This is a genomic window from Kiloniella sp., from assembly GCF_048270245.1.
Lineage (GTDB): Bacteria > Pseudomonadota > Alphaproteobacteria > Kiloniellales > Kiloniellaceae > Kiloniella.
This window is the reverse complement of sequence record NZ_JBLWTH010000001.1, coordinates 1,015,404-1,041,575: the sequence shown is the minus strand read 5'-3', so window position 1 is coordinate 1,041,575 and position 26,172 is coordinate 1,015,404. Positions and strand designations below refer to the sequence as shown.

28 protein-coding genes are annotated in these 26,172 nt (G+C 46.2%); 10 read left to right on the top strand and 18 right to left on the bottom strand.

The window, feature by feature from the left end; genetic code table 11:
* Nucleotides 1–9: 9 nt before the first annotated feature.
* The 4 genes from mnmA to cobA form a co-directional block, all read right to left on the bottom strand.
* Nucleotides 10–1,164 (bottom strand): tRNA 2-thiouridine(34) synthase MnmA, encoded by a 1,155-nt coding sequence (mnmA, locus tag ACN0W5_RS04920; RefSeq protein ID WP_417453078.1) that lies wholly within the window; start codon nucleotides 1,162–1,164, stop codon nucleotides 10–12.
* 291 nt (nucleotides 1,165–1,455) lie between these two features.
* A complete protein-coding gene (locus ACN0W5_RS04915; protein ID WP_417453077.1) occupies nucleotides 1,456–2,778 on the bottom strand; it encodes an alpha/beta hydrolase in 1,323 nt (440 codons plus the stop codon).
* Between the two features lie 170 nt (nucleotides 2,779–2,948).
* Nucleotides 2,949–4,313, bottom strand: a complete 1,365-nt coding sequence (locus tag ACN0W5_RS04910; protein WP_417453076.1) for a cobyrinate a,c-diamide synthase — start codon at nucleotides 4,311–4,313, stop codon at nucleotides 2,949–2,951.
* Nucleotides 4,310–5,158 (bottom strand): uroporphyrinogen-III C-methyltransferase, encoded by an 849-nt coding sequence (gene cobA / locus ACN0W5_RS04905; protein ID WP_417453075.1) that lies wholly within the window; start codon nucleotides 5,156–5,158, stop codon nucleotides 4,310–4,312. The genes ACN0W5_RS04910 and cobA overlap by 4 nt, the downstream gene beginning before the upstream one ends.
* A gap of 177 nt (nucleotides 5,159–5,335) precedes the next feature.
* Here cobA and ACN0W5_RS04900 point away from each other — a divergent pair, with 177 nt between their 5' ends.
* From ACN0W5_RS04900 to ACN0W5_RS04890, 3 genes are all read left to right on the top strand, one after another.
* Entirely contained in the window at nucleotides 5,336–6,442 is a 1,107-nt protein-coding gene (locus tag ACN0W5_RS04900) for a cobalt-precorrin-5B (C(1))-methyltransferase (protein ID WP_417453074.1), read from the top strand.
* Nucleotides 6,439–7,236 carry a cobalt-precorrin-6A reductase gene (locus ACN0W5_RS04895; RefSeq protein ID WP_417453073.1) on the top strand — a complete coding sequence of 266 codons (798 nt, stop codon included), beginning with the start codon at nucleotides 6,439–6,441 and terminating at the stop codon, nucleotides 7,234–7,236. The genes ACN0W5_RS04900 and ACN0W5_RS04895 overlap by 4 nt, the downstream gene beginning before the upstream one ends.
* An 88-nt stretch (nucleotides 7,237–7,324) precedes the next feature.
* Nucleotides 7,325–7,558, top strand: coding sequence for a DUF2164 domain-containing protein (locus ACN0W5_RS04890; RefSeq protein ID WP_417453072.1), 234 nt, complete (start codon nucleotides 7,325–7,327; stop codon nucleotides 7,556–7,558).
* A gap of 39 nt (nucleotides 7,559–7,597) precedes the next feature.
* On the opposite strand, the gene ACN0W5_RS04885 is transcribed toward ACN0W5_RS04890, so the two are convergent.
* Nucleotides 7,598–9,367: an ATP-binding protein gene (locus tag ACN0W5_RS04885; RefSeq protein WP_417453071.1), complete on the bottom strand. Its 1,770-nt coding sequence runs from the start codon at nucleotides 9,365–9,367 to the stop codon at nucleotides 7,598–7,600.
* 196 nt (nucleotides 9,368–9,563) lie between these two features.
* Between ACN0W5_RS04885 and ACN0W5_RS04880 the strand changes: the two genes are divergently transcribed.
* The 6 genes from ACN0W5_RS04880 (at nucleotide 9,564) to ACN0W5_RS04855 (ending at nucleotide 12,118) form a co-directional block, all read left to right on the top strand.
* On the top strand, nucleotides 9,564–9,860 hold the full coding sequence (locus ACN0W5_RS04880; protein ID WP_417453124.1) for a hypothetical protein: 297 nt from the start codon (nucleotides 9,564–9,566) through the stop codon (nucleotides 9,858–9,860).
* On the top strand, nucleotides 9,752–10,162 hold the full coding sequence (locus ACN0W5_RS04875; protein ID WP_417453070.1) for a Gfo/Idh/MocA family protein: 411 nt from the start codon (nucleotides 9,752–9,754) through the stop codon (nucleotides 10,160–10,162). The genes ACN0W5_RS04880 and ACN0W5_RS04875 overlap by 109 nt, the downstream gene beginning before the upstream one ends.
* Nucleotides 10,075–10,296 carry a hypothetical protein gene (locus ACN0W5_RS04870; protein ID WP_417453123.1) on the top strand — a complete coding sequence of 74 codons (222 nt, stop codon included), beginning with the start codon at nucleotides 10,075–10,077 and terminating at the stop codon, nucleotides 10,294–10,296. The genes ACN0W5_RS04875 and ACN0W5_RS04870 overlap by 88 nt, the downstream gene beginning before the upstream one ends.
* Nucleotides 10,297–10,609: 313 nt before the next feature.
* Nucleotides 10,610–10,879 (top strand): hypothetical protein, encoded by a 270-nt coding sequence (locus ACN0W5_RS04865; protein WP_417453069.1) that lies wholly within the window; start codon nucleotides 10,610–10,612, stop codon nucleotides 10,877–10,879.
* 177 nt (nucleotides 10,880–11,056) lie between these two features.
* On the top strand, nucleotides 11,057–11,848 hold the full coding sequence (locus ACN0W5_RS04860; protein WP_417453068.1) for a substrate-binding periplasmic protein: 792 nt from the start codon (nucleotides 11,057–11,059) through the stop codon (nucleotides 11,846–11,848).
* 90 nt (nucleotides 11,849–11,938) lie between these two features.
* Nucleotides 11,939–12,118, top strand: coding sequence for a hypothetical protein (locus ACN0W5_RS04855; protein ID WP_417453067.1), 180 nt, complete (start codon nucleotides 11,939–11,941; stop codon nucleotides 12,116–12,118).
* Nucleotides 12,119–12,234: 116 nt separating this feature from the next.
* On the opposite strand, the gene ACN0W5_RS04850 is transcribed toward ACN0W5_RS04855, so the two are convergent.
* The 8 genes from ACN0W5_RS04850 to ACN0W5_RS04815 form a co-directional block, all read right to left on the bottom strand.
* Entirely contained in the window at nucleotides 12,235–13,494 is a 1,260-nt protein-coding gene (locus ACN0W5_RS04850; protein WP_417453066.1) for a hypothetical protein, read from the bottom strand.
* 112 nt (nucleotides 13,495–13,606) lie between these two features.
* Nucleotides 13,607–14,434 carry a hypothetical protein gene (locus tag ACN0W5_RS04845; RefSeq protein ID WP_417453065.1) on the bottom strand — a complete coding sequence of 276 codons (828 nt, stop codon included), beginning with the start codon at nucleotides 14,432–14,434 and terminating at the stop codon, nucleotides 13,607–13,609.
* A 118-nt stretch (nucleotides 14,435–14,552) separates the two neighbouring features.
* Nucleotides 14,553–15,371: a precorrin-4 C(11)-methyltransferase gene (gene cobM / locus ACN0W5_RS04840; RefSeq protein WP_417453064.1), complete on the bottom strand. Its 819-nt coding sequence runs from the start codon at nucleotides 15,369–15,371 to the stop codon at nucleotides 14,553–14,555.
* Nucleotides 15,368–17,236 carry a precorrin-3B C(17)-methyltransferase gene (gene cobJ, locus ACN0W5_RS04835; RefSeq protein ID WP_417453063.1) on the bottom strand — a complete coding sequence of 623 codons (1,869 nt, stop codon included), beginning with the start codon at nucleotides 17,234–17,236 and terminating at the stop codon, nucleotides 15,368–15,370. The genes cobM and cobJ overlap by 4 nt, the downstream gene beginning before the upstream one ends.
* Nucleotides 17,236–17,943 (bottom strand): precorrin-2 C(20)-methyltransferase, encoded by a 708-nt coding sequence (locus ACN0W5_RS04830; protein WP_417453062.1) that lies wholly within the window; start codon nucleotides 17,941–17,943, stop codon nucleotides 17,236–17,238. The genes cobJ and ACN0W5_RS04830 overlap by 1 nt, the downstream gene beginning before the upstream one ends.
* Nucleotides 17,933–19,177 carry a precorrin-6y C5,15-methyltransferase (decarboxylating) subunit CbiE gene (gene cbiE / locus ACN0W5_RS04825; protein WP_417453061.1) on the bottom strand — a complete coding sequence of 415 codons (1,245 nt, stop codon included), beginning with the start codon at nucleotides 19,175–19,177 and terminating at the stop codon, nucleotides 17,933–17,935. The genes ACN0W5_RS04830 and cbiE overlap by 11 nt, the downstream gene beginning before the upstream one ends.
* Entirely contained in the window at nucleotides 19,174–19,809 is a 636-nt protein-coding gene (locus tag ACN0W5_RS04820; RefSeq protein ID WP_417453060.1) for a precorrin-8X methylmutase, read from the bottom strand. Before ACN0W5_RS04820 ends, cbiE begins: the two co-directional genes overlap by 4 nt.
* A gap of 54 nt (nucleotides 19,810–19,863) precedes the next feature.
* Entirely contained in the window at nucleotides 19,864–20,946 is a 1,083-nt protein-coding gene (locus ACN0W5_RS04815) for a sirohydrochlorin chelatase (RefSeq protein ID WP_299379917.1), read from the bottom strand.
* A 124-nt stretch (nucleotides 20,947–21,070) separates the two neighbouring features.
* Between ACN0W5_RS04815 and cbiB the strand changes: the two genes are divergently transcribed.
* On the top strand, nucleotides 21,071–22,063 hold the full coding sequence (gene cbiB, locus ACN0W5_RS04810; protein WP_417453059.1) for an adenosylcobinamide-phosphate synthase CbiB: 993 nt from the start codon (nucleotides 21,071–21,073) through the stop codon (nucleotides 22,061–22,063).
* A 17-nt stretch (nucleotides 22,064–22,080) separates the two neighbouring features.
* On the opposite strand, the gene ACN0W5_RS04805 is transcribed toward cbiB, so the two are convergent.
* The 5 genes from ACN0W5_RS04805 to ACN0W5_RS04785 all read right to left on the bottom strand — a co-directional run bounded on the left by ACN0W5_RS04805 (nucleotide 22,081) and on the right by ACN0W5_RS04785 (nucleotide 26,148).
* Nucleotides 22,081–22,839, bottom strand: coding sequence for a sulfite exporter TauE/SafE family protein (locus ACN0W5_RS04805; protein WP_299379924.1), 759 nt, complete (start codon nucleotides 22,837–22,839; stop codon nucleotides 22,081–22,083).
* Between the two features lie 68 nt (nucleotides 22,840–22,907).
* Nucleotides 22,908–23,528 carry a flavin reductase family protein gene (locus ACN0W5_RS04800; RefSeq protein ID WP_417453058.1) on the bottom strand — a complete coding sequence of 207 codons (621 nt, stop codon included), beginning with the start codon at nucleotides 23,526–23,528 and terminating at the stop codon, nucleotides 22,908–22,910.
* A gap of 121 nt (nucleotides 23,529–23,649) precedes the next feature.
* A complete protein-coding gene (locus ACN0W5_RS04795) occupies nucleotides 23,650–24,387 on the bottom strand; it encodes an SDR family oxidoreductase (RefSeq protein ID WP_417453057.1) in 738 nt (245 codons plus the stop codon).
* A 43-nt stretch (nucleotides 24,388–24,430) separates the two neighbouring features.
* Nucleotides 24,431–25,747, bottom strand: a complete 1,317-nt coding sequence (locus ACN0W5_RS04790) for an FAD-binding protein (RefSeq protein ID WP_417453056.1) — start codon at nucleotides 25,745–25,747, stop codon at nucleotides 24,431–24,433.
* On the bottom strand, nucleotides 25,741–26,148 hold the full coding sequence (locus ACN0W5_RS04785) for a GtrA family protein (RefSeq protein ID WP_417453055.1): 408 nt from the start codon (nucleotides 26,146–26,148) through the stop codon (nucleotides 25,741–25,743). The genes ACN0W5_RS04790 and ACN0W5_RS04785 overlap by 7 nt, the downstream gene beginning before the upstream one ends.
* Between the last annotated feature and the right edge of the window lie 24 nt (nucleotides 26,149–26,172).

The following is a 26,172-nucleotide window of genomic DNA, read 5'->3' as shown; positions in this document are numbered from 1 at the left end:
ATTTTGGCCTTATGCTGCACCCTGCGCTTCTTCGTCCATAACCTGCTTTTCGGTAGAAACGATCCAGCCACCGCCCAGAACACGATCACCATCATAAAAAACAGCAGCCTGCCCCGGCGAAATACCATAAAGCGGATCATGCAACACAACACGAGCACCGCCCATACCTAGCCCCTGCCCTTCCGGGTAAACCGTGGCGGCAGTTGGCTTTGATGCGGACCGAAGCTTAACAGTGACTTCGCGCCCCCGGTCGTTCAGAGGTTCTGCCAACCAATTTAGCTCATTCACAAGAACAACATCACGGGAAAGCGCTTCTTTGGGGCCGACAATAACCTGCTTTTTTTCAGCGTCCAGACGAATAACATAGATAGGATCACTGGTACCACCAACGCCAATACCGCGACGTTGTCCAACCGTATAGTTGATAATACCGTCGTGCTGGCCCAGCACAGTGCCGTCAAGGTGCACAATATCACCCTTATCCAACGCACCGGGACGCAGACGCTCAACAACACGTGCATAAGATCCGTCCGGCACAAAGCAGATATCCTGACTATCGGGTTTATCGGCAACGGATAGCCCCATACGTTCTGCTATTTTCCGGGTTTCTGTTTTCGGCAAACCGCCGAGAGGGAACCGTAGAAAATCCAGCTGATCTTCGGTTGTTGTGAACAGGAAATAAGTCTGGTCTTTTGTATCGTCAAAAGCCCGGTGAAGTTCAGGACCATTGGGGCCTTCGATCCGCTGTACGTAATGGCCTGTTGCCATCACATCCGCGCCGAGATCCTTGGCCATCGCCAACATGTCTTTGAATTTGACTTTCTGGTTGCACCGCACACAGGGAATAGGTGTTTCACCGCGCATATAGCTGTCAGCGAAATCTTCCATCACATCCTGTTTAAAGCGTGATTCATAATCCAGAATATAGTGTGGGAAGCCATAACGATCAGCCACCGTACGGGCATCATAAATATCTTGCCCGGCACAACAGGCACCGCTTTTTTCCAACGCAATTCCATGGTCATAGAGTTGAAGGGTAACGCCGATAACGTCATAACCTTCTTCTTTCAATATACACGCAACAACAGAACTATCGACACCACCGGACATGGCAACGACAACACGTGTATCTTTAGGTTCTTTATCTATACCAAGAGAATTCATGGGTTCGCTTATCTCGTATAACTTACTTCGGTAAACTTACTTTGGCGCCAGCCGCCAAAGCCTGTTTGTTTGATGGCTATGTAAGACCAACCGGTAAGGTAATCAAGCCTGAATTAATCAGTACTTATTACCCGCCACAATCATCGACAGAATTTGAAAAAGTCAACTACTGTACAAATTTCAGGCAACATAACAGATAACAATGGACTTGTTAATGCCCCGCCTCACAGACCACCTGTGTCGTAATTGCATGTGTAATTACATCCACAATCAAGCCGATTCACGCGTTAATTACGACGTAATTTCACACAAACGCCTCAAGACAATAGGATCGCGAATAAGGTCTATCAACAGGGAAAAATGGCCCTTACCACTTCTGAGAAATCTGTTTTCCGGAGGAATCCGCCAGCGGTTGGCAAGATCCAGTCCCCCTTTATAAGGGGTCAGTTTATCTGCCTGCCCAAGCATAAAGATCACCTTTTCCGAGGGAACGACCGAGTGACCTGTTGGCTGCACAAATGGTAAGCATTTCACATAGTCGGATTCACGCCAACCAAGTTCATGTAGTTTTTTGGGTATGCCCAGCGCCTGTGTCAAACACCCCTTGAGAAATACATCCAGAACATTTCCACTGGTGCCAATTAAGAGTAACGCGTCAGGTTTCAAAGCATCATGCCAATTCCAGGCAACACTTGAATACAGCTGTGCTGTCAACGCCCCCAGACTTACGCCGCCCAGAACAATTGACCCGCCGCGTTGCTGGCGCACCCAGTTCATTAACACAGAAATATCTGAGATCCATTGCCTGTAAAGCTTGATCAGCCCCATAGGGCCTTCACTAAAAATCTGTTCTCCGGCATAAAATCCAGGTGTTTTGCGGAACCCATGACCGGGTTGTTGCATACGTAAAACGCGAAACCCTGCCTCTGTCAGCGCGCAAACAGGATCTTCTCGATCTTGAAAGCAATCCTGCTCGACACCCAGACCTTGCAAAAAAATAATCGTCGGTGCCGACGGATTTAACCCCGTAAGAGGTTCATAGCACCGCACCCAGTTTTCAGCACCAAATTCTGAGTCATAGCGCAACCAGTATTCACGACCATAAACACCATGAATAGAATGTGAAGAACGAACAGCAGGTAACTTTTGGGGCGGACGATAAAAATGCTCTAAATCGTCGAGGTAATCTCCAAAAGTCCCGAAAAACTCTTTTGGAGTTGGCAGTTGCCATCGTACAGGCGCAACTTCTTTGCGAATTTCCTTAAAAAACAGGGATGCCTCTAACAACCTTTGTTGTGTTTCCTGTCGTCGCCGTTCCGCAAAAACACGCCCTGCGATGCTCAGGCCATCGCCAAACATAACAATTTTCCATCGCTCAAAGGCAGAGTTTGCGACGTGATGACGAATGCATACTTCGGTAAGGGCCCTGTCACAGTCATCTGGTAATCCATGTTTTAGCCCCAGATCATCAATCAGCCTGCTGGCATCCCCTTCACTTGTAATCGCGGTTTGTAAAACACGGGTAAGAGGGAAAAGATATTTAACGATCAGACGAAGCGCCAAAGCATCGAACCAAGGACGAGCGAGGTATCGACCGATAGTCCCTCTGATCATCGGGTAAGTCTGGGGTGGGGGCAAACACTGAGCAGAACTATGAAAACATTCCCTGTTTATTTGCACTTAGTACATTCCTCTCGAGCTTGTGGCTTTGGTTAAGCACACATCCCCCTCAGAAGCATAATAACACAGTTTTACCTTCTATTCAGAACTTAAACCCTACTCACTCAGTATTGATCAATGAGATGGATATAAGATCCCATAACAAATCCCCTTACACAGCCAACCTGCCCTTTTTTTTGACCCGCCGCATCCCTGACATCAAACAAGGGGGTATCACCTTCATCCCCAACAACAGTAGAATAGTGAAACTCATGAGCCTTAAAAGTTGAACCTTTATCACCAAGAGCTGTGTTTTTGAGGGTTGTAACATCTCGATATCCCAGCGACCGTCGCCGTACAGCAAAAGACGTCTCGACAGGCAAAAGTCCCGCAAGTTCGTGATGATCCCCACGGTTATCAATAAGTCCCATACCGAGAACCATGTAACCGCCACATTCCCCATAAATCGTTTTGTTATTATTTGCAGCCTGACGAAGACCTTTTAAGAAAATCTGGTTTGCGCCCAGCTGCCCCACATGTAGTTCGGGGTACCCACCGGGTAGATAAATCGCATCAGCTTCAGTACATGGCTTTTCATCAGCCAAGGGGGAGAAAAAGCTCAGCTCAGCACCTGCTTTTTTCCAACCTTCCAGAAGAGCCGGATAGATAAAAGAAAAAGCAACATCCTGTGCGATTGCGATTCTTTGCCCTATAGGTGGTATAAAACTGTGTAGATCATTATGTGAAAGTATTGATGGGCGAGCCTGCTTTAGTAGCTCTTCACAACGTACATCCCAGCCAACCTGCTCTGCCGCTTTGTCAAGATAGCCATCAAGCTTGCTATGCTCAATCGCCTGCACCAAGCCAAGATGCCTATTTGGCAAAACCAGATCATCCTGCCTTTTCAGATAACCAAGGACCGGAATTCCAAGCGGCTCGCAAGCCTCTTTCAGCAACTCTGCATGTCGCGGCGAACCGACTCTGTTAAAAATGACCCCGCCAACAGTGACCTCGGGATCAAGAGAAGCAAACCCATGCAAGATGGCCGCTGCCGAGGCAGACATTCCCTTCACATCAATCACAAGGATAACAGGCCATCCGGTTTTCTTTGCCAGTTCGGCGGTTGATCCCGCCCCACCGGCCGCTCCGTCAAAAAGCCCCATCACCCCTTCGGCCAAGATCACATCAACATCATGCCCGCTATGCGCAATGATAGAAGCCAGACTCGCTTGCCGCATGGCCCAAGGGTCAAGGTTGAAACAGGGGCGTCCCGCTGCTGCTGTGTGATAAGCCGGATCGATATAATCCGGGCCGACCTTGGCCGGACCAACACGCAGATTATTGTTTTTAAAATAACGCAACAATGCCAAGGTCAGCGTGGTCTTGCCACTCCCTGAAGAAGGAGCCGCAATAATCAGTCCCTTAGGGGCCTCTGAATTTATAGAAGCGTTTTGCTGTTTTGAACTTTCGGCACTGTCCTTGGCGATCAAGCGTTCGCAACCTTATCAATATTTGCAGATAGATTGAGCGGATCAGACGTCAAGACCCTACCGTTCATTGCCCCCATCCAGTCAAGGCCTGAACGCAAGCGCACAACTTCACCAATCACGACAAGTGCTGGCGGTTCAATACCGCTTTTGGCGACGTCTTCGACACAGCGTCCCAAGCTGGTTTCCAGGACTTCTTGCGACGGGGTCGACGCTCGGCTGACAATGCCGACGGGTTCATCAGCAGACCGACCATGGGCCATAAGCTTTTGAGCGATATCACCCAGATGTTTGATGGCCATATAGATCACAATAACAGGTGATCCCTGTGCAAGACCTTCCCAATTAATGTTATCCGGTACGATACCGCTCGCATTATGTCCCGTCAGAAACGTCACCGCAGAATTACAATCGCGGTGGGTAACAGGAATGCCGGCATACGCCAGACCGCCAATACCGCTAGAGATACCCGGAACAACACGGAAAGGCACATTCGCTTCTACCAGCGCCAGAGCTTCCTCGCCCCCTCTGCCGAATACGAATGGGTCGCCACCTTTCAGGCGCAGAACTCTTTTACCTTCTTTTGCCAACTGGATAAGACGTTGTGAAATATCAGCCTGCTTTGAAGACGGCTTGCCACCCCGTTTACCAGCATATTCAAGCTCACAGCCTTCACGGGCCATCTTGAGGATATCTTCGCCAACCAGCGCATCATATATCAGAACATCGGCAGATCGCAGGGCATGCAATCCATAAAGTGTCAAAAGGCCAGCATCACCCGGTCCACCACCGACAAGCCAAACCCAGCCGGGTTCAAAATTTGGAAGGTCTAGAGGCAGTTTATCCATTTATCACACTGTCCTTCTCGTGTAGCTTCACTCTGAAGATATCTCATTTGGGGAAGATACCCCAAACAAGAAAGATACTTAAAACTAACAAAGTACCCCAAACTGGTGTTACTTTCTGATTCATTTCAGAAGTAAAGCCAAACGATCTATAAAATAACGGTTTAGCATTATACTGTCATGGCACGAAAACCCGAAGGAAAATTGAAAAGAGGTTGGACCACTGGTGCCTGTGCCACTGCGGCAACCAAAGCGGCTTATACAGCTCTTCTAACAAATCAATTTCCAGATCCTGTTACTATAACTCTCCCAAAAGGAGAGCAACCCGCTTTTGCTCTTTGCAGAGAAGAAAAAGACGATTGCTCAGCGATGGCAGCAATTATAAAGGATGCGGGCGACGATCCGGATGTCACCCATCATGCCACGATAATCTCTCGAGTGCGCAATGGCGTGCCTGGAAGCGGCATAGTTTTTCACGCTGGCGAAGGGGTCGGCATGGTTACCAAGCCCGGCTTACCCATTCCCGTAGGTGAACCTGCAATCAATCCAGTTCCCAGAAAGATGATGACCGAGGTAATCACAGAAGTTGCGGGTCAACACGGGCTGCCCGGCGATGTTGAAATTGAAATATCCATTCCTAATGGCAAAGAGCTTGCCCAGAAAACATGGAATCCACGACTGGGCATTCTTGGTGGTTTGTCCATCCTCGGCACCACAGGCCTTGTTATTCCCTTTTCCTGTTCATCCTGGATCCATTCCATACATCGCGGTATCGACGTAGCCATAGCAACAAATCGACCACATGTGGCAGGTTGCACTGGATCTACATCGGAAAAAGCGGTCATGGACCTTTATGGTCTTGAAGATACAGATATGCTTGATATGGGGGATTTTGCCGGGGGTATGCTCAAATATCTGCGTGATCACCCCGTTCCCAAACTTACCATTGGCGGTGGCTTTGGCAAGCTGACAAAACTAGCGATGGGCCATATGGATCTTCACTCCGGACGTAGTCAGGTCGATATGTCCTGGTTGGCCGATAGACTGCGAGAGATATCAGCCCCGGAAGATATCATTGAGGAAGCACAAACCGCCAACACAGCCAATCAAATCCTTGTGCATTGCCTTGCCGAGGGTATTCCTCTGGCTGAAAAAATTGCTTTTCTCGCCCAAGCAGAAGCCTTGAAAATTTTAAAGGGAACTTCCCGAGATAATATCACCGAAGTAGAGATCATCATCATTGATCGTCCCGGAGCTATTGTGGCTAAAACCGGCTTTTTAAAATGACTTCTAGAGAACTAGGCGAAATAAATCATCACTTGGATCAAGCACGCATTTTGATTCTGGGCGGCACCACCGAAGCCAATCAACTTGCAGAACAACTGTCGAAAAACCCGACCTTTCACGTCACGACATCACGCGCTGGCGTCACAACAAACCGTAAACAAGTATCCGGCAACGAAAGACTTGGTGGCTTTGGTGGTATCGACGGTCTCGTGAAATATCTGGAAACAGACGCAATAGACATCGTTATAGATGCCACACACCCCTTTGCCACAACAATTAGCGATCATGCCTGGACAGCCTGTCAAAAACTTGAAACTCCTCATCTTGTTCTCCAGCGCCCGGCTTGGAAAAAAGAAGAAAACGATGAATGGGTTGATGTACCTGATATGCAGGCTGCACAAGATTATTTGCAGTCTCAGGACACTTCTTTAACCATTTTCCTAACAACTGGCCAAAAAGAACTCGACGGTTTTACCTCGATTATAAAACATCGTTTCGTCGCACGAATGATCGAACCACCGGCCCCAGAAGCAGAAAAACAAAATTTAAAAGTTATACTTCAACGTGGCCCCTTCACGCTTAATGAAGAAATCCAGCTTATAAAAGAAGAAAAGATTGACCTGCTGATCAGCAAGAACTCAGGGGGTACCGCAACCAGTGCCAAGCTCATTGCCGCCAGAAAACATAATATTCCTGTTCTGATGATAGCCCGCCCGCCACAGCCACCAGCTATGGTAATACCCACTGTTGAAGGTTGTCTCGAATGGTTAGATAATCGCTATTCAGCTGAGTAACTTTTACCTTCTCGAAAGTAAGCTTAAGCTCACACAAAAAGCCTAGTCCAATTTTTTAACACCACCTGATAATGAAAGCGCTGACATCATGCGGATCAAACTTGAAGATGAACGAAGAACCGACATTATCGAAGCTTTGATCAATTTTCACTACTCAGAGTTTGATGAAAATATCAGTGAGTTCCGTGCTGCAGAAATCGTGGATTTCCTTCTGAAGAAAATTGGCCCGTCACAATACAATCAAGGTATCGCCGACGCCCGAAAATATTTTGCCGAGAAACTTGATGATCTCGATACAGAGTTATACGAACCAGAAGAATAACCCAGGTTGGGATCACTCAATACAAATTCCCTTTTTCTCTTAATCTCCGCCACGTTCTGCTGGTAAAGAGAAGTAAAAATCTGATCCATTATCAGGGGTGCTATCCACCCATATCCGGCCTTTGTTACGACTGAGTAGATCCTTACATAACGGCAATCCTAATCCAGTCCCGTGTTCTCCCCCTGTACCGATTGTCGATGTCTTTTCATCCAAAGTAAAAATCTTCTTAACTTGCTCTTCAGACATACCAACACCATGATCAGAGACCTTAACCTCAATCATATCGGCAATTCTTTGTGCAGAAACAGAAACGCTATCCCCTTTCGCCGAAAACTTCAAAGCATTGGCGAGTAAGTTCCGCAGCACCGTCGAAACCATATTGCGATCACAAAAAGCCTCAATGTTCTCTACTTCATTTATAAGGAGTATCCCTTTTTCCTCTGCAATAGGATCCAGAACATCCAGATTTTCCCGCGTAACTTGTCTCAGATCCACGGATTGCTTTTCCAGAGTATTTTCCATCATCTGAAGACGCGACCAGTCCAACAGATTTTGTAGAAGATCAAACACGCGGTTACCTGTTTCATTTACATCGCGAGCATAGTCGACCAGCTTCTCTTTGCTCATCTTATCTGCCATTTGAGACATCATTTGGGTCATCCCCAAGAGCGAAGTAAAAGGGCTTCTTAAATCATGAGCAATAATGGAAAAGAACTTGTTTTTAATCCCAACCTCGTACTTAAGCTGCTCATTCAAAACAGCTTCTTGTTCAGCCAAAGCCGCGAGTTCGCTTGATTGCACTTCTTGTTGTCGACGGGCCATCTTGGCCTCAATCAACATCATTTCCAAACGAGAGTGAAATGCATTGATAGCGTAGAAAACAATAATCAAAGTCAGCACAATAACTGCCAGACCAATCAGCGAGTTGGTCAAAAGGCCATCCTTAATAGCGCTTAAAGCCAGAGCCTCTTCCTGTTCCACAATAACATGCCATCCCAGCTGTGGAATGAAGCGCGTATTTAACAACATGGCTTCTCCGGCTTTTTCATACTCAAAGAACCCACTATCAGCTGCCATTATATCCTTTGCAACGACAGATACCCCATCAGCAGAGTAAATATTATCTTCTTCGATCGTTGCCCCTTCAGACCGAATCAGGATCTTCCCCGCATCATCGACAAAATAAACATGACGACCATAATCTTTTTCGTAATACCCTACGATTTCCGCCACAGTATCCAGCTTGAGCCCTACACCGACAGCTGCCAGAAAATTGTCATCATAATCAAAAATTTTATGATTGATAAAAATGGTTGTCGTATTATTCTGAGCTTCGTTTAAATCAACGTTTAGTTCGTATTCTAATGCTCCATCTTTTACCCGAAAGAACCAAGTATCATTCTGATCATCTTCAGAGATTGATTGCGTTAGGCCTTTGAAATGATAATAATTACGGGTTTTTTCAGAAACTAAAAAGCTTGTAAAAAGACCATATTTTGTTCTGATTTCATCCAGATATCGGGCAATTTTATCAACGTCTTTCTCACCCCCAATCAACCAGTCTTTAACAAAGATATCGTTCGCCATAAGAGAGGCCACAAAGACAGGCTGCAACAAATCCTGCTGGATTTCTGAATAAATATTATTACTCGTCAGGGGGAGCTCATTATTAATCAGAGCTTCACGTAAGCTGTTTCGTGAAATTTGATAGTTAAGGAAGTTTGTGATCAAAAAACCCGCCATCAATACGAAACCGATCGTCAGGATAAGCGGGGCACGAACCGAGTGAGGGTTATTCCACCAGCGCATATTGAAGTCGTCCCTGTAAAAAGAGCTGTATTAGGAGATTCTTTGAAAGTTTATTTTTTGAGCTTTTACCCCCTTATATCGAGCAAAACAAGATTGGTTTGACCAAAAGCACAAATAGTCCTCTCTTATTTGTGCTCGCTTCTTTTTCAGAAAACGTCATCCTTATGACAGATCACAACTAAATCAGATACTTACCATGTTGCGTTGGAGCATTCTTTCTACGGCCAAAATCGGCGAAAAACACGTGAGCCCGGCAATATTAGATGCTAATAATGCCGGGATCACCGCCATCGCCAGCCGGGATAAATCAAAAGCAGACGTCCTTGCTGAACACTTTTCTATCCCACAACCTTTGGGTCTTATGAAGAACTCCTCGCAAGCGATTTGGTCGATGCTGTCTATATTCCCCTCTCCACGTCGAATCATGTGGAATGGTCTATCCGGGCAACAAATGCAGGAAAACATGTGCTTTGTGAAAAGCCAATTTCTCTGAAGGCATCACAAATAGAAGAGATTATTCAAGCACGTGAGAAAAATTGTGTTTTGATTTCAGAAGCTTTTATAATTACGTACCACCCGCAATGGCACAGAGTACGGGATTTGATCCAAGATGGTGCCATAGGCGCTCTTTTCCACGTGCAAGCGGCGTTCACCTACTTCAATAAATATACCCGAAACATGCGAAATATCCCCGCGCTGGGGAGGCGGTGCATTGCCGGATATTGGGGTTTACCCAACTGTCGCAACCCGTTTTGTCAAAGGGGGCTGAACCTGTCGCAGTTTCTGCACGGGTAAATTTTGATCAGGATTTTAACACTGATACCTATGCATCCTGCCGCGCGGATTTCGGATCCTTTGAAATGACCATGTATGTGTCAACTCAACTCGCACACAGGCAAGAAATCTCGTTCCATGGCGACAAGGGATAGATCGACGTATCAGGCCCTTTTAAGTAACGATCCCTCAGAAAACGCCAAAATATTTTCTTTGGAAAATTCACAGAAAAATCAACGAATGATTGATGCTATTTATTAAGCCGGACGAACTGGCGTTTGGGAAGATATTTATATGCCAAGATTCCTCAAATTATCATTTGATAATTCAGTCTAATAAGCCCAAAGCTTGCTTTTTTCTATTTACACTTTATGTTTCATTTTTCTAAACTGGATCAACATCAATGTTTATAAAATATTTATAACATTGCCCCTCAAGTCCACTTACTCGTCAATCCTGAGTGCCCAAATGACAATTAAAGCAGTTCTTCAAAACGGAGACGAAATACAGGTCAATGGTCCCTTAATATTAATGGCTGATGACGGCCGCGTTGTGGTAAGTCCTGAATTATTTTCCTGTGCTCAGAACGGAGAGTTTATCAAAGTTCATATTGATAAACTTAGAAATGCAAATTTTCCGGAAGAAAGCCTTCATAAGGTGAAAGAAATCATGTCGTCCGAGCTTCCCAGCGTCAAGGCCATATGGCAAGAACTTCATACTCATCTGACACTGAAATAAATCGCTATCGATAGATCAACTCTTCCACAATGTGTATAGTAAGGCTGTGTCTAAAAGACTTTCAGCACACAAAAACACTCTCAAAAATAGAAAATTAATTATAAATACAGATTATATGATATACTGCCAGTATATATTGGCCCACATTTAAGATTATAGCCCCCAAAGGTTATAACCATGCTCGTTAATCTTCATAGAACATCACGTACAAGTATTTATTTCTTAGTCCTACTGACCTGCATATTCGTCTCAATTTTTTCTCTAAAAGTTACGCATGCAGCAGAGTATGAAATTTATAGTTATCATAACGTCCCTCCCTTCATTATAAATGAGAACGAAGGTCTTAGTTACGATCTGGTTCGCTATTTGAACAAGCACAGTGATAACAAGTTTCAGTTTAAACTTAACATTATACCTCGCAAACGTTTGGACAAGTTACTGGATGCAAACAGCGACATTATTGTTCCCTGGGTCACACCAGAATGGTTTGGCATAAACGCCAGATCACGTTTCCTTTGGACAGAGCCATTGCTTTCAGACCGTAATATCTATTTTTCCCGAAAAGATAATCCTATCGACATTAAAGAAATCACCGATTTGAAGCATCTAATTCTCGGCGGTGTTCTTGGGCATCGTTATGCAACAATTGACCAAGAAGTCGCCAAAGGAAGACTTGCCAGAATCAATGCCCCACACGAACGGAACCTGATTAAAATGCTACTTGGTGAACGTGCCGACATTGCAATAATGGCAGAAAGTTCCGCACGGTATCTGATTTGGGAAGGAAAACTGGATCAAGATATATATATCAGTCCCTATAAACACAGTGCCTTTCTCCGGCGCTTGCTCATAAGCGGTTATCTGCCACAGGTACATCTATTTCTTGATGATATAATACTGAAAATGAACACAGACCCGGAATGGATCGCGATTAAATCGCGCTATAAGCCCCCCATTGAAACCAACTAATTTTCTTTTACTGTCAAAGTTTTTCCCAAGTCTCGTCATCACCTTGGCATAAACATTGAATGTACTTTAAGCATAGGAAGGATCGTTCCCATGTTTAAAATTACATTTTTCCTCGTATCGTTGTTGAGTGGGCAACAGGAAATGACTATTGGGGGATCAGAAACCTACACCACTTACGAAAGCTGCAAAGCCTCTGCCGAGTTTGTGGCGCAAAACTCGCCCGAAGGTTATCGAACGATATGGGAATGCAAAGAAAACGGATTGAACTAGCAGGAAATATCAGCTGATGAGCCTTAGTCTTGCACAAAAAGCAGCGCTTCAATAAAAACAACGCAACAGAGAGAAGCAATAAGCTCCTCTCTGCATTTTCCATCGATGAAATTTTCTTAGTTTGATGGCGTGATCGCTTTTAGCTTCAGCACTGGTTTTGGTTTAGGTTTTGGCTCAATTGGAATAGCCTTGATTTTATCAATTTTAACTTTCGCCGGTGCCTGCTTCAAAGTTGTCGGCGAATTGAATTTCGGTTTTGGTTTACATTTCCAGCTGTAAAAGCTTTCCTGTGAAGTCGTGCTAACAGGTTCGACAACTTCCACTTTCCAGGACCCGTGTTTTTTATCACTCGGTGCATTTTCAAATCCGTTGATATTACCGTTCTGTGGGGGATTATTGATTGCAAGCTTATTGATTTTTCCGCCAGACGGTTCGCCAATATGACGGGTGAAATCTATAATTTTATGACCATCATTATTAAAGTTAACACTGTTGATTGGACCTTTTGCGCCGACTTCGTTAATCATACGGTACTTAACGGTCCCCTTACCTTGCGCTTTGAAGGTTAAACGAAAACCAAGATCAGCAGGACATTGGCCAACATAATTTTTGACATGCGGCGCGACCTTCGCTTCGCTAAGGGCAAACTTTGCAGCAAGGTTATTTTGTGAAACCTGTGCTGGTGATGACTTCACAAGGGTTGGGTCACCTTTAAATTTAATACCAATTGGCACAGATGCCGTCACATAACCGCCTCTGCTATCAGCACCTTTATTACAATATCCGGCAAGAGAAACCGGGCGCATAATGCTAAAGAACTGATCCTGCTTAAGGAAGTCAAGTTCATCCCCACCACCATTTACGTGCTCTTCCAACCTTTTATTAAATTCCTCGACCGGATCAACGCGAACTGATGGATGTCCGTTCTTGATATTGGCAAGCGGAACTTTAAAAGCTTCTGCATTTCCTGCTTCTGCAATCCACCCCCCAAAAGTACCTGTCCAAACCTTGAAGGTTGGATGGTAACCATCCTCATAAAGTGCGTTTACAGGAACAATTTTGTTACCCTGTCGTTGGGCGGCACCAAAATACATCCGCCCCTTATTAAAATCGATCTTCTTGCTCTTGCTACACTGAACAAAACCCTTCAATGGAATGTTCATTACTGTGTTAACAGGTTGAACATTTATCTTGCTCATCAGTTTTGAGCCGGACATGTTTTTCAGCTCAATCATGTTAACGTTGATTCCCTTCATGGACAGGGTCACATCTTTTACATAATCAGAATTACTCCGGGGAGAATTCGCGTTAACAACTGGGGTTAAAGCTGTTGCTGTAAGAGCCAGAATACTTGTTGTTAGAAGAATATTTTTCATCTCTATCGCCTCAACATTTGTTAAGCAGTAATCAACTACTGCGGTTGAGGATTAAGCCGAGACAAAGGTAAATTGGGTTCAATTTTTTTTTAATGTTATTCAAACAACAATATTAATCAATTACTTGCAAATGAATATGATCATCATGACGGGCAGCTTTGCATCCCTGAAAACGGATAATTTTATTCGAAACACCTAAACGCTTGGCCAAATAAGGTTCAACAAAGACTTTCGACACCTTATAAGATTGTCCTTGTTTCACAAGCCATTGCAACGCCGCCGAGGTTCTTTCTTGATCAAGGTGATATTGGTGTTTGTTGAAAAATTGAAACCAATCCATATCCCATCGTAAATTCAAATTGTGATCTTTATTGGAACAAAGTTGACCATCATCATCAGTAGGTTGCTCAAAACCCCAATATCCGATCGGGGATTTAGTTTTTCCCACAACATATTCATTTTTCTCATTACGATAATAAAAGGCGATATCCAGTTTTCTTCCGTCATCGTGAGACAAATGCGGCAAAAGGGGAAATTTATCAAAAAATGGAAAATTAGCATCAAGAGCCAGCGTTTGTGTTCCTGGAAACTGAGCATCAATATTCGCTGCTAAAGCATTACCAACCTCTAACAATTTTGGGGAAACATAATGCCTATTGAGCACACAATAAAATGGTGATTGAACCACAATTTTTTCAGTCTGATCAGAAAAACAAGGAATAGCTACTCGACCAAACTGCGGAGCGATCAAAAAGGATCCGCCCCATAAGACGCTATAACAAAGAATAAAGAGAAGAAAATTATACCTAAACTTCGATTTGTTTATTGCAGGAATAAACTGTTTGAAAATTAAAACAATAACATAGGCGACACCACCAATTTGTGTCACCACGGTCAAAAGCACGGACAAGGAAAGATGCAGTAAGCCTCGAAAAACCATATTGTTTTTCCAATAATTAATAAGCGTGATTACACCCTGCACATAAATTGTGTCGAAAATAAAAGAGAGGCCACAAAGCCTCCCTCACTCATATTCCTAACGCGAAATCTGATAATCGTCAGTCCAGTCCACCCGGTACATTGGCTTCGCGTTCCACGGCGGCAGCTTTTTTCTTGTTTTTACCAAGGCGCAGGACGTGGACGAAGTCCGGGTCGTAGAGCTTGCTGTCAATAAAGTCTTTGTCATCAGCAAGCACGTGACCGACAAGGATCAGCGCCGTGCGGGTGATTTTGGCTTCACGTGCTTTTTCGCGTACATCTTTAAGGGTACAGCGAATAATCAATTCATCAGGCCAGGTCACACGATAGGCGATAACCACAGGGCAATCTTCACCGTAATGCGGAATTAGCGTTTCCTGTAGGTGTTTGAGGTTACGCACGGACAGATGAATGGCAAGGGTTGCGCCTGTTTTACCAAAGGTGTCCAGATCTTCGTTGTTGGGCATTGCCGAAGATTTCATGGCTGTCCGGGTCAAAATAATAGACTGACTGACTTCCGGTAACGTCAATTCCTTCTGAATAACAGCAGAAGCCGCTGCATAGGCTGAAACGCCCGGAACAACTTCGTAATCAATACCCAGCTGATCAAGGCGGCGCATCTGTTCGGCAACAGACCCATAAAGGCAGGGGTCACCAGAATGCACCCGTGCAACATCTTTGCCGTCTTTATGTGCTGTGTTGATGTCTTCGATGATCTCATCAAGGTTCATCGGGGCGGTGTCTTTAATCAAGGCACCTTCTGGAGCAAAGGCAATAACACCTTCCGGAACCAGTGACCCTGCATAGAGACACACGGGACACTTAGCAATCAGATCACGCCCCCGAATGGTAATAAGATCCGGCGCACCCGGACCAGCGCCAATGAAATAAACCGTCATGCTGCTGATCCTTCTGTTATCGCTTTTACTTCGCCTGTTTGGTCAAAGTCTTCATAGAGATGGGCTTTCTTTTCATACCCGCGCGGAGTGTAAACCCAGCATGAACCATCGGATTTTTCAATCTTGCGCGAGGTAGATGACCCGACAAGGACAACTGTCAACATATCGACCTGATCGGGGGTCAACTCATCAAGGCGGAGAACAGTCATGCTCTCGCCTTCGCGGCCAAGGTTACGGCCCAGCATAACCGGCGTGTCTGCCGGGCGATGCTTGAGAAGAATTTCAACAGCTGTTGCCAATTGTTTGGTGCGACGGCGAGAAACCGGATTATAGAAGGCAATGACAAAATCGCCCTGCGCTGCGGCGTTCAAACGCTTTTCAATGGCTTCCCATGGGGTCAAAAGATCAGAGAGAGAAATCGTGCAGAAGTCATGGCCCAATGGTGCTCCAATACGTGCAGAAGCTCCTTGCAGGGCCGAAATACCCGGGGTGACCTGAATATCAACCCGGTTCCAGTCGGCGCGTTCACCGCGATCAAGCAGCTCAAACGTCAACGCAGCCATCGCATAGATACCGGGATCACCAGAACAGACCAGCGCCACAGAGCGACCTTCTGCGGCAAGGTTCAACGCGATACGAACCCGCATCTCTTCTTCGCCCAGTTCATAGCCGTGACGGTCTTTGCCTTCGGCCAAGGGGCCAAGCAGATCGAGATAGAGATGGTAGCCAACCAGATCGGTTACACCACGCACAACGCGATCAACTTCTGGCGCACGCCAGCTTTGATCGCCCGGGCCAAGCCCCACAACAAAGAGCTTGCCGCGTGCTTGACCAAGAGTTGACGTTTCGATGATCTCTTTTGATTGCCCAATAGCGCAGGTCGCGCGCTTGGACTTGTTCTTGGCAACAAGAAGCTTACCGTCATCACCAACAGCAGCCAGCGCAGATCCTTCGGACACCCCATGGCAGCCAACCTCGGCAAAGACGATATCCGATGGTGTTTCCAATCGAGGCGTCTGCTTCTCAAGTTCTTCAGCCGGGAAGAAACGTGCAGGAACATCCAGTTCCGCAGCAAGTGCTTGTACAGCGGTTTCATCTGCTTTCACATCAATGGAGAAAACACCAGCAACAGCTTTCGGGGAAAGCCCATCTGCCTTAAGTGTTTCATGAACAAGTTTTGCAAGCTCTTCTGCTTCTGCATTGCGTTCACAACCAACACCAAGCGAGAGCGTTGCAGGATGCAGGATAAGCTCTTTCTCAGAACCCTCGAGATCCTTCTCGGTTACTGTGATAACAAGCTCACCATCATCAGAGATCGGAAGGCTCCCCGCTTTCACCCAATCCGCTTCGCCATTCAGTTTCACAGAAGCACCCGCCAAAACCGACGCGATAAAGGCTTTGTAATCCTGTGGATTACCAAGTTTCCATCCTACTGGCGGATTATCCAGTGCAATGCCAAAACGATTATCAGAAGCCGTGGTAATTGAGGCAACAACATCAAGTTTACTGCTCAAGGACTTTGCGAGGTCGTTAGCCCCGTGATGTCCGCCCAAAAGTGGTACAACAGCAGAGCCATTTTCAGCAACAGCAATGACGGGCGGTTCTGCACGTTTATCAGCCAATAGCGGTGACAAACCGCGGATCAAAACACCGGCAGCACAGATACCCACAATTGCGCGTCCTTCGCGGAAAAGCGACTGAATATGTGCGATGGTTTCATCGAAAGAAACATCTGCACCTTCCACACGGCCCACGCGGCCGTGAACTTCACCCGCGCCAAAGGCATCGCGTAATCTAGTGGCCAGTTTGGCTCCTTCGGCAGTAAGCGCCACAAAAGCAGGAGAGTGATCAAATTTTTGAGTCATTACAGTGTCCAGGCCTCACCACGTTTGTGGACCAATATCATTGAGAAATAAGGGGCTTTAGCTTCGCCAACTTCGCTAAGCGGCATGATTTTCTGATTTTCCATGGTCGCGCGCTCCACATATCGGGCACAATCAAGCAAATCGAGTTCTTCTAAGATGTTACGAATTTTTTCAAAGTGACGCCCCACCTTGATAATCGCGGCTGCCTGCACATTGCGCAGACGCTGTTTCATAATCTCTTCGTCAACGGGACCGGGAATGATTGTCATGACATCATTGCGGGCTGCCAGGGGCGCACCGACCATCGCCGAACAGGCCATGAGAGAAGAAACACCGGGCACAACTTCAACGTCATAATTTTCCATCATGCGTCCGAATAGGTACATGAAAGAGCCATAAAAGAAGGGATCACCCTCACATAGCACTACGACGTCCTGACCAGCATCGAGAAACTCGGCTATATCTTTAGCCGCTTTGTCATAGACATCCTGTGCTGGAAAACGTTCCGTCACCATCGGTATCCGGATCGGGTATTCTGTCTGTCCACCGGGTAGATGTTCCCCCACGATTGTTCGCGCCAGACTATCGCCCACATCAGGTGCCGGATAGGCCAATACCTTGGTCTTCTGGATCAAGTGCAAGGCTTTTAATGTTAAAAGCTCTGGATCGCCGGGCCCAATGCCGACGCCATAAAGTTTACCCGTCATATCTTTTCGTCACTGCAAACTGGGTTACAGGCATCGCTGCCCGCCAGCCATGATAAGGTCCAATGGGGGATGCCTGACTAATCGAAATACGATTGAGCTCTCCCCCTACTTTTTTATACCATTCAAAGAGTTTCATTTCGCCTTCCAGCGTCACAACATTTGCAACAAAGCGGCCGCCAGGCTTTAAAGCTTTCCAGCAGATATCAAACAGCCCTTCGGATGTAGCTCCTCCGCCAACAAAAATGGCATCAGGGCGTTGCTCTTCTTTCATCAAATCACCAAGAACAGAAAGCAGTTCACCTTCTTTGATAGACAAAAAAGGTGTTCCCAAAGCCTGTGCATTCGCTGCAATACTTGAAAGACGATCTTGATCGCGTTCGATCGCAACAGCTTTCGTTCCACGTACGGCACGCATCCATTCGATGGAGATGGATCCACAACCAGCGCCCAGATCCCAAAGAACTTGCCCCGCCATCGGCATCAGGGCTGATAGGGTCGATGAGCGCACAATCTTTTTCGTCAACTGCCCATCGTGCACAAAGGCATCATCAGGCAATCCCGGAACAGTTGGCAAAACTTCGGCACGATGTGTTGCAATACACTCGACAGCAATCGTGTTAAGATCAGCACAGCCAGGATAGGACCAACAGTGCGCAACACCGTCGAGTACCTGTTCTTTCTCTCCGCCCATGTGTTCAAGAACGGTAATCTTACTATCGCCAAAACCACGATCAGTAAGCAAAGAGGCGACTTCGGCTGGTGTGGTTCCATTTTCACTCAGCATAAGCAACTGTGCACCGGGCTGAACATGAGGATGAAGGAGGCTCAAAGGGCGGCCATGCAACGTCAGCATATCAACATCCATCATAGCCCAACCAAGTCTGGAGCAGGCAAGTGAGTAGGATGAAATACCAGGAACAACAAGCATTTCATCAACAGAAATGCGTTTGGAGAAAGTAGCGCCGACACCGAAGCACATCGGATCACCCGACGCGAGGATACAAATATCTTCGCCTCTGCGATCGAGAATTTTCTCAACCATTGTTGAAAAAGGCGATCCCCACACTATTTGTTCTCGTGGATCTTCGCCCAACATTGCCAGATGACGCTCTCCGCCGACCAGCACCTTTGCCTGATCAAGCAAACGACGTGCGACAGGCGTCAGACTATCCAAGCCTTCCTCCCCTATGCCCAATACTGTGAGCCAAGCACCCGTGTTTGCTTTTGAGATCATTTGTTGTCCTTTGCTACTGCGTTCAATGCAGCAGATGCGATAGCGCTTCCGCCGCGACGACCACGCAAGGTCATATAAGGTACGTCAATCTTAGCTGCAATCAAGGCATCCTTCGATTCAGTAGCCCCAACGAACCCGACAGGAAACCCAAGAATCGCGGCAGGCTTTGGCGCACCATCTTGCAAAACTTCCAATAACCGGAACAGTGCTGTCGGTGCATTCCCGATGACGACAACAGCACCTTCAAGATGTTCTTTCCATAACTCGACAGCCGCAGCGGATCGCGTGTTGCCTATCTCTTTCGCAATTTGTGGCACACGTTCATCAATCAAGGGGCATAAGATCTGGTTGTACGCCGGAAGCCTGTTTTGAATAATACCATCCCGGGCCATGCGACAATCAACAATGATGGGCGCCCCCGCTTTCAAAGCAGCACGTCCTTTTGCCGCAACATCATCGGTCCAAGCCAGATCGTCAATAACTTCCGGCATGCCACACGCATGAATAATACGCACAGCCACATCAGCAACATCGGCAGGCATTTTTCCAAAATCAGCAGCAGCTTCTATCTGCGCAAATGACTCGCGATAGATTTCTTGTGGGTCCCGGATATAGTCATATTCAATCGGCATACTTTAAAACCTTGATCCTAAAAACATTCTTCCCTCAAAATCTTCATTAAGAGCTCAGGAGTTCTTTTCATCTTTCGTCATGGTCACAGGACCAAGAGGATGATCCGCATGCGGATAAGGATGGTGGTGGTGATCGTGATCATGCCCATGGTCGTGACTATGACCGTGTCCATGAGAATGACTGTGATCGTGCGAATGCCCGTGAGAGTGGTCATGATCATGTGAATGATCGTCGGCTGTGCCTGTACCGATACCTTCAACATGATGATGATGGCTTTCCTGCGGCAGGCCAATTTCGGCTTCAAAGCCCAGAACCTGTTCTCTGTATTTGCAGAGTTTACAGTTCATCACATTAGCACCGTCCAAAATTTCCTGAACGCGATCAGCAAAGGCATCAAGAACCTGCGGGTGGTCAGACAGATAAGGCGCTTTTACAAAATCAATATCCGGATGTGCTACAGCCACTGTATCTGTGTAATCGTAGATGCGTTTAACCAAAATGCCTGTGAAGAGGAAGTAAGGAAAAACAATAATACGTTTGTAGCCAAGCTTTGCTGCATGTTCCAGACCCGGTTGAACCAACGGGAAAGTCACGCCCGAATAACAAACTTCGCCCCAACCAAAGCCAAACCCTTCCCAGAGAAGACGCATTACCTTGTTGACGTTGGAATTTGCATCCGGGTCTGATGCTCCGCGGCCAACAACCATCAGCATGGTCTCGCTGATCGGCATTTCGCCGTTTTCTTTGTTCGCTTGATCAACGGCTTCTTGAATGCGGTCAGCAGCAGCTTTGATCAATTTGGTATCAATGCCCAACTCGCGCCCATATTCAATTTTCATTTCAGGGTTCTGCGCTTCGTAAGTCCGCAACACAGACGGGATGTCGTTCTTGGCGTGACCAGCGGCAAAGAGCATTCCCGGAATAGCCAAGACCAGATCATGTCCGGCTTCGCGCAAATTATCTAACCCAGTGCGAATAATTGGCGTTGCGAATTCCAGAAAACCGCTATCGACTTCGTATTGAGGCAAGCGCTCACGAATACCCCTAGCAACGGATTCAAACTCGCGGACGGCGCCTTCATCACGGCTGCCATGTCCACAAACCATTACACCAATTTTTGGACCGTTTTCGGTCATTATACTCACCTCATCCATCATTTTTTTAGCAACGAGGGGGCGTTGCTGCGATACACTTTTATCAAATTATGACACACGACTACTTGACCTGTAACAAGACTGCTAACATTCTCGCGCCATGTTAATGTCGTATTTTGTCCAAGAACCACTTTTTTTACCAATCCTGATCCTGATTACAGCTATTTTCATAGATATCTTAATCGGCGACCCTGCTTGGTTGTATCGCTATGTTCCTCACCCCGTTGTCATTATCGGGAAAGCCATAGAAATCAGTGAACACCGAATGAATAATCCCAAGAACAGCCGGATCACAGGAATCCTTCTTGGCACCTTACTCTCTATCGGAATCATTGCTCTGGCCATCGCTGTCGGTCTTATACTCTCCCGCACCTTGGGGCAAGTATCTCATGGCTGGATTATCGAATCCATTCTTGCGTCCAGCCTTATTGCCTATAGAGGTCTGGGAACAGCCGTTCACAATGTCGCGACAGCACTTTCACAAAACATGGACGAAGGTAGGAAAGCCATCAGCCATCTGGTCGGACGAGATCCCGAGAGTCTGGACGAGGCAGGGATCAGCCGCGCCGCCATAGAAAGCATGGCTGAAAATTTTTCTGACGGCGTTGTTGCCCCCGTTTTCTGGTTTGCCCTTTTTGGCCTTCCCGGACTTTGCGCCTACAAGGCAATCAATACTCTGGATAGTATGATTGGGCATAAGAACGAACGCTTTGAAGCCTTTGGGAAATTTGCCGCCCGTCTAGACGACTTCGTGAACTTAATCCCAGCAAGACTAGCAGGATTCTTCTATGTATTTGCAGGGATTTTTATTCATAAAGCATCTGCGATCAGGGCCTTTAGGGTGATGATCCGTGACGCGGGAAAGCACAAATCACCAAATGCAGGATGGCAGGAAGCAGCCGTTGCCGGTGCACTTGGCTTTGCCCTTGCTGGCCCAAGGAAGTATCCCGGCTATGTCGTTGACGATCCCTGGATGGGTGACGGCGGCCGAAATAACCTTACAGCAGCAGACATAAAATTAGCCCTGAAACTCTACATCGGCGCGGGCTTTTGGATGGTATTTCCTTTGGGCGTTTGTATGGGAATTTTGCTCTTCTAATTCTGTTTATCAAGAAATCAAATGAAAGATTTGATCAGTCCAGAAATGGACAGCGCCATCAACAGCACTAAAACCACATAACGATAATGAGTTGCTGAACTCCGTTGGAATATATAATTGCCAAGGTAAATACCCAGCGTGACAGGAACAACAAGAAGAAGCGCCCGTGCAATGGTGACTTGATCCAAAAGCCCTGCGAAGAACAAAGTACCTGTTCCATAAGCATCAAGGATCAAAAAATACAAATTCAACGTAGCTCGGACAGCCTCAGCAGGAAGTGCGGCGGCCATCATATAGATAGCGACAGGTAATCCCCCCAAGGATGCTGCACCGTTAGCAAACCCTGAAATTAAGCCAACGGATAGATTTTTAGCACCGCTTTCTTTCACTTTAAAGCGTGCGCCCAAAAACAATAAAATACTCGCGATCAAAACACCTAATGAAATCGCAATACGCAACGGATCAGCAGGTATTATTTTCAACAGAAACACACCTGCAGGCACCCCAATCGCAGCCCCGACACAAAGCCATCGCAACAGCCCCCAGTGAATGGCAGTCCACGTCATCCGGGCCATAACCAGGCTTGAAATCATCTCAAGCAACAACGCAATCGGCACGACCTCAACAGGCAAGAGCACGAGAGTCAAGGACGTAACCACCAACGCAGATAAGCCAAAACCTGCAAATCCACGACAAAGTCCGGCAATAGAACCACAAATCAGAACATACAACAGATCAAGAGCATCTAACTGAACTTGTGCTAATAAAAACGCCATCACCCTACCCTGCCTATATTTTAACTCGTCTCGCGATTACGATAATGCCCAGCGATTACAGGCTAAACCTACGCAGAAGGGCGCACCAATTGCACAACCTCATTTACCACAGAATAATCCTGATAGCCCAACCGAGCCAAAGGCTTCATTTTGGCCGCATCAACCAGACCATCCGTGAGATAAGCTTCATCGATGTGCATTCCGACCACTTCCCCAATAACCAATGTATAGTGCTTATCACCATCGTCTTTCGGCAAGTCCATAGTCTTGAACAACTTACACTCAAAATGAACTGGTGCGCCTTTCACACGAGGAGGCTTGATCATCTGAGAAGGAAGCTTCTCAAGACCTGCCGCCTCAAACTCATCCACATCTGCTGGGGCAGGTTTTGAGCTTTCGTTCATTGCCGTGCGCTGCTCCCAGGAAACAAGATTAAAAACGAATTCTTCCGTTTCGATGATATTCCGCAGCGTATCCTTTATGCCTTCTTCCCGACTATCCGGCGCTATGCCCACACCAATAATTGGCGGCTCGTCGGCAAAAGCATTAAAAAAACTATAGGGAGCAAGATTACAGACACCACTGGCTGACTGCGTTGAAAGCCAGGCGATTGGGCGCGGCAGGACACAAGCTTTAAAGGGATTATAAGGCAAACCATGGTCTTTATGTTTGCCGGGAACAAAAAACATCTATGTCTCCGAATGAGTAGCAGCGATTAAAAGCTGTAATAAAGAAAGTAACGGAGCTTAGGACGTTCCTATAAAAATCTAAAGTCCATAAAATTTAAAACCTAGAAAATCTCCAGAAAATTTAAAGACGGGTTTTGTGAAAAATCCAATCCGGAACAGAGCGTATAATCAACATAATGACACCCCAAAACCAAGGTGTGTAAACAACGGACTTTTTCCGATCCAATGCCTTGATAATTAGCTTGGCGATCTGGTCAGGTTGCACCCATAACGCCCCTTTGTCGAAAGCGACTGTCATTGGGGTATCGACAAAGCCCGGTTTAATCGTCAGAACCGGAACCCCAGACTTGGCAAGCCGATGACGCAGACCTTGCAAGAAGATTGAGACCGCCCCCTTTGCAGCACCATAGACATAATTTGACTGTCGCCCCCGATCCCCTGCAACAGAAGAGATAACAGCAATTGAACCTTTTTTTTGGGCTTCAAAAACATTGGCAAAGTACGTCAATATTGCCACAACACTGGTCGCATTGACCTCAAAAGCCTTCAGCGTGTCTCCCACAGAAATTTCACAGGCCTTTTGATCAGGAAGAATGCCATGTGCAACGAGAAGTATATCAATCCCATCAAGCCGCTTTATGACTTTATCAAAGATGTCTTCACTGCTTTGCTGTCCGGTAGCATCATACACACCCGTGTAAACATTCTGTGCGCCCCGAACCTTCAGATCATCGGCAATAACGGACAGCTTTTCCTGATCACGAGCCAATAAAAACAGCTGATCACCACGTTTTGCAAAAAGCCTTGCCGTTGCCTCTGCAATTGCTGACGTCGCGCCAATTATAAGTACTTTTTTCATATACGTCTCAATATTCTAATATCCGGATCCTAATGCCCTGATCCTAACGTCCAGCATCCAAGCCAAAACGCCTTGATTGCAAAGAGGCAAAGGTACCTATAGCACCGTACTTTTCCCTGACAGACTGAAATACTTCCCACTGGGGATAACCCGCTTTGAATACCTGGTCACTCATGCGGGCATCTTTTGTCAGATAAACCCTGCCTCCATAGTCGAGAACAATTGCATCCAACTGATCTAGTAATTCAAATGTTTGTGCACTAACTTTGAAATCCAATGCCAGCGTATACCCTTCAAAAGGGAAAGAAAGAAGGTTGTCATTTCCTTTGCCAAAAACCTTCAGGACCGACAAGAAAGACCCTGCACCGGATTTCGCGATTTTATCGAGAACACGTGTCATCCCGTCTAGACCAGCCTCCTTTGGAATAACAAACTGATACTGCACAAAACCTTTAGCACCATAAAGCCGCGTCCAGTTTCCTATGCCGTCCAGAGGATAGAAATAGGGACCATAATGCACATGGCGTTCCTGAGTTTGTTTTCGAATTCGCCCATAATACAGGGCATTAAAGGCTCCCACCGTCAATTTGTTTAGACAAACTTCCGGCAGGTTAAAGGGAATGGAAAGTGCTATCTTTTTCAGATCATCATATCCACCTTGTCCACTATGCTTTCCCAGCATCAGCAAAGAGCGACCAAGATCTTCCCCCTGTTTAAGGCAATCGATCCAAGCGACCGAATAAGGGGCGGAGTTATGTGCATCAAAAAGCTCTAGACATTCTTTCAGGTTCCTTGCTTTACAGGTCGTTTCTTCAATAAAACTACTCTCGACTTTTAATAGTTTTATCGTTGCGTCGGTAATCAGACCTGTTAATCCCATCCCGCCACAAGTTGCCAAAAACAAATCTCTGTTTTCAGACGGTGAACAATTGAGAATATCCCCGTTGGCGATCAAAATTCGAAATGACAGAACATGGTCGCAAAAAGCCCCCACAGTATGATGGTTCTTGCCATGAACATCACTGGCGATTGCGCCGCCAACTGTCACAAATCTTGTTCCCGGCGTAACAGTCGGAAACCAACCTCTGCACACAAAGGTATCCAAAACTTCATCAAGGCTAACACCTGCATCGCAGGTAAGAACGCCTGTTTTTTCATTAAAAGAATGAAATCGATTTAAATATCTGGTCGAGATAATTGTTGAAGAAAGAGAGCTGTCGCCGTAACTACGCCCAAGCCCCCGGGCGATATAGGGCTTATCGTCTTTTGTTTTTATTGTTCGCTGTAAATCATCGCCAGTCAAAGGACTTGATACTTTTGCCTCAACAAGTGGATATTGCCCCCAACCACCGATCAGCATTTTATTTCCTTTGTGATAAATACATACTTCTTGTCCAGCTGGTATTTAATCCAATACCCGATAGCCAGACCGATTATACCGCCGAGATAGCGCATCATTTTATCATCAAAAATAAAATGAAACCCAAACTCAAATGCCCAGAATATTACCGTCGTAAAAATCCCCATCATAGTATAAAGCATAAAAATTTTGCTTTCGTGCGCCATACCACTGGTTCGGTAACGAAATATATACCTTTTATCTAGCAAATACTTAGTAACAAGACCAACAGCCGTTCCTATCCCTATAGACAAGAAAAGGGCAAAAGGGCCTGCATACACTCTCAAAAATAAGTCTTGAGAAGCAATATTCGCGATCGTCGCCAAAACAGCAAAGAGACTATAACTCAACAAAAGGGTCATGAAGGACTTCGGTTTAAAAATTAG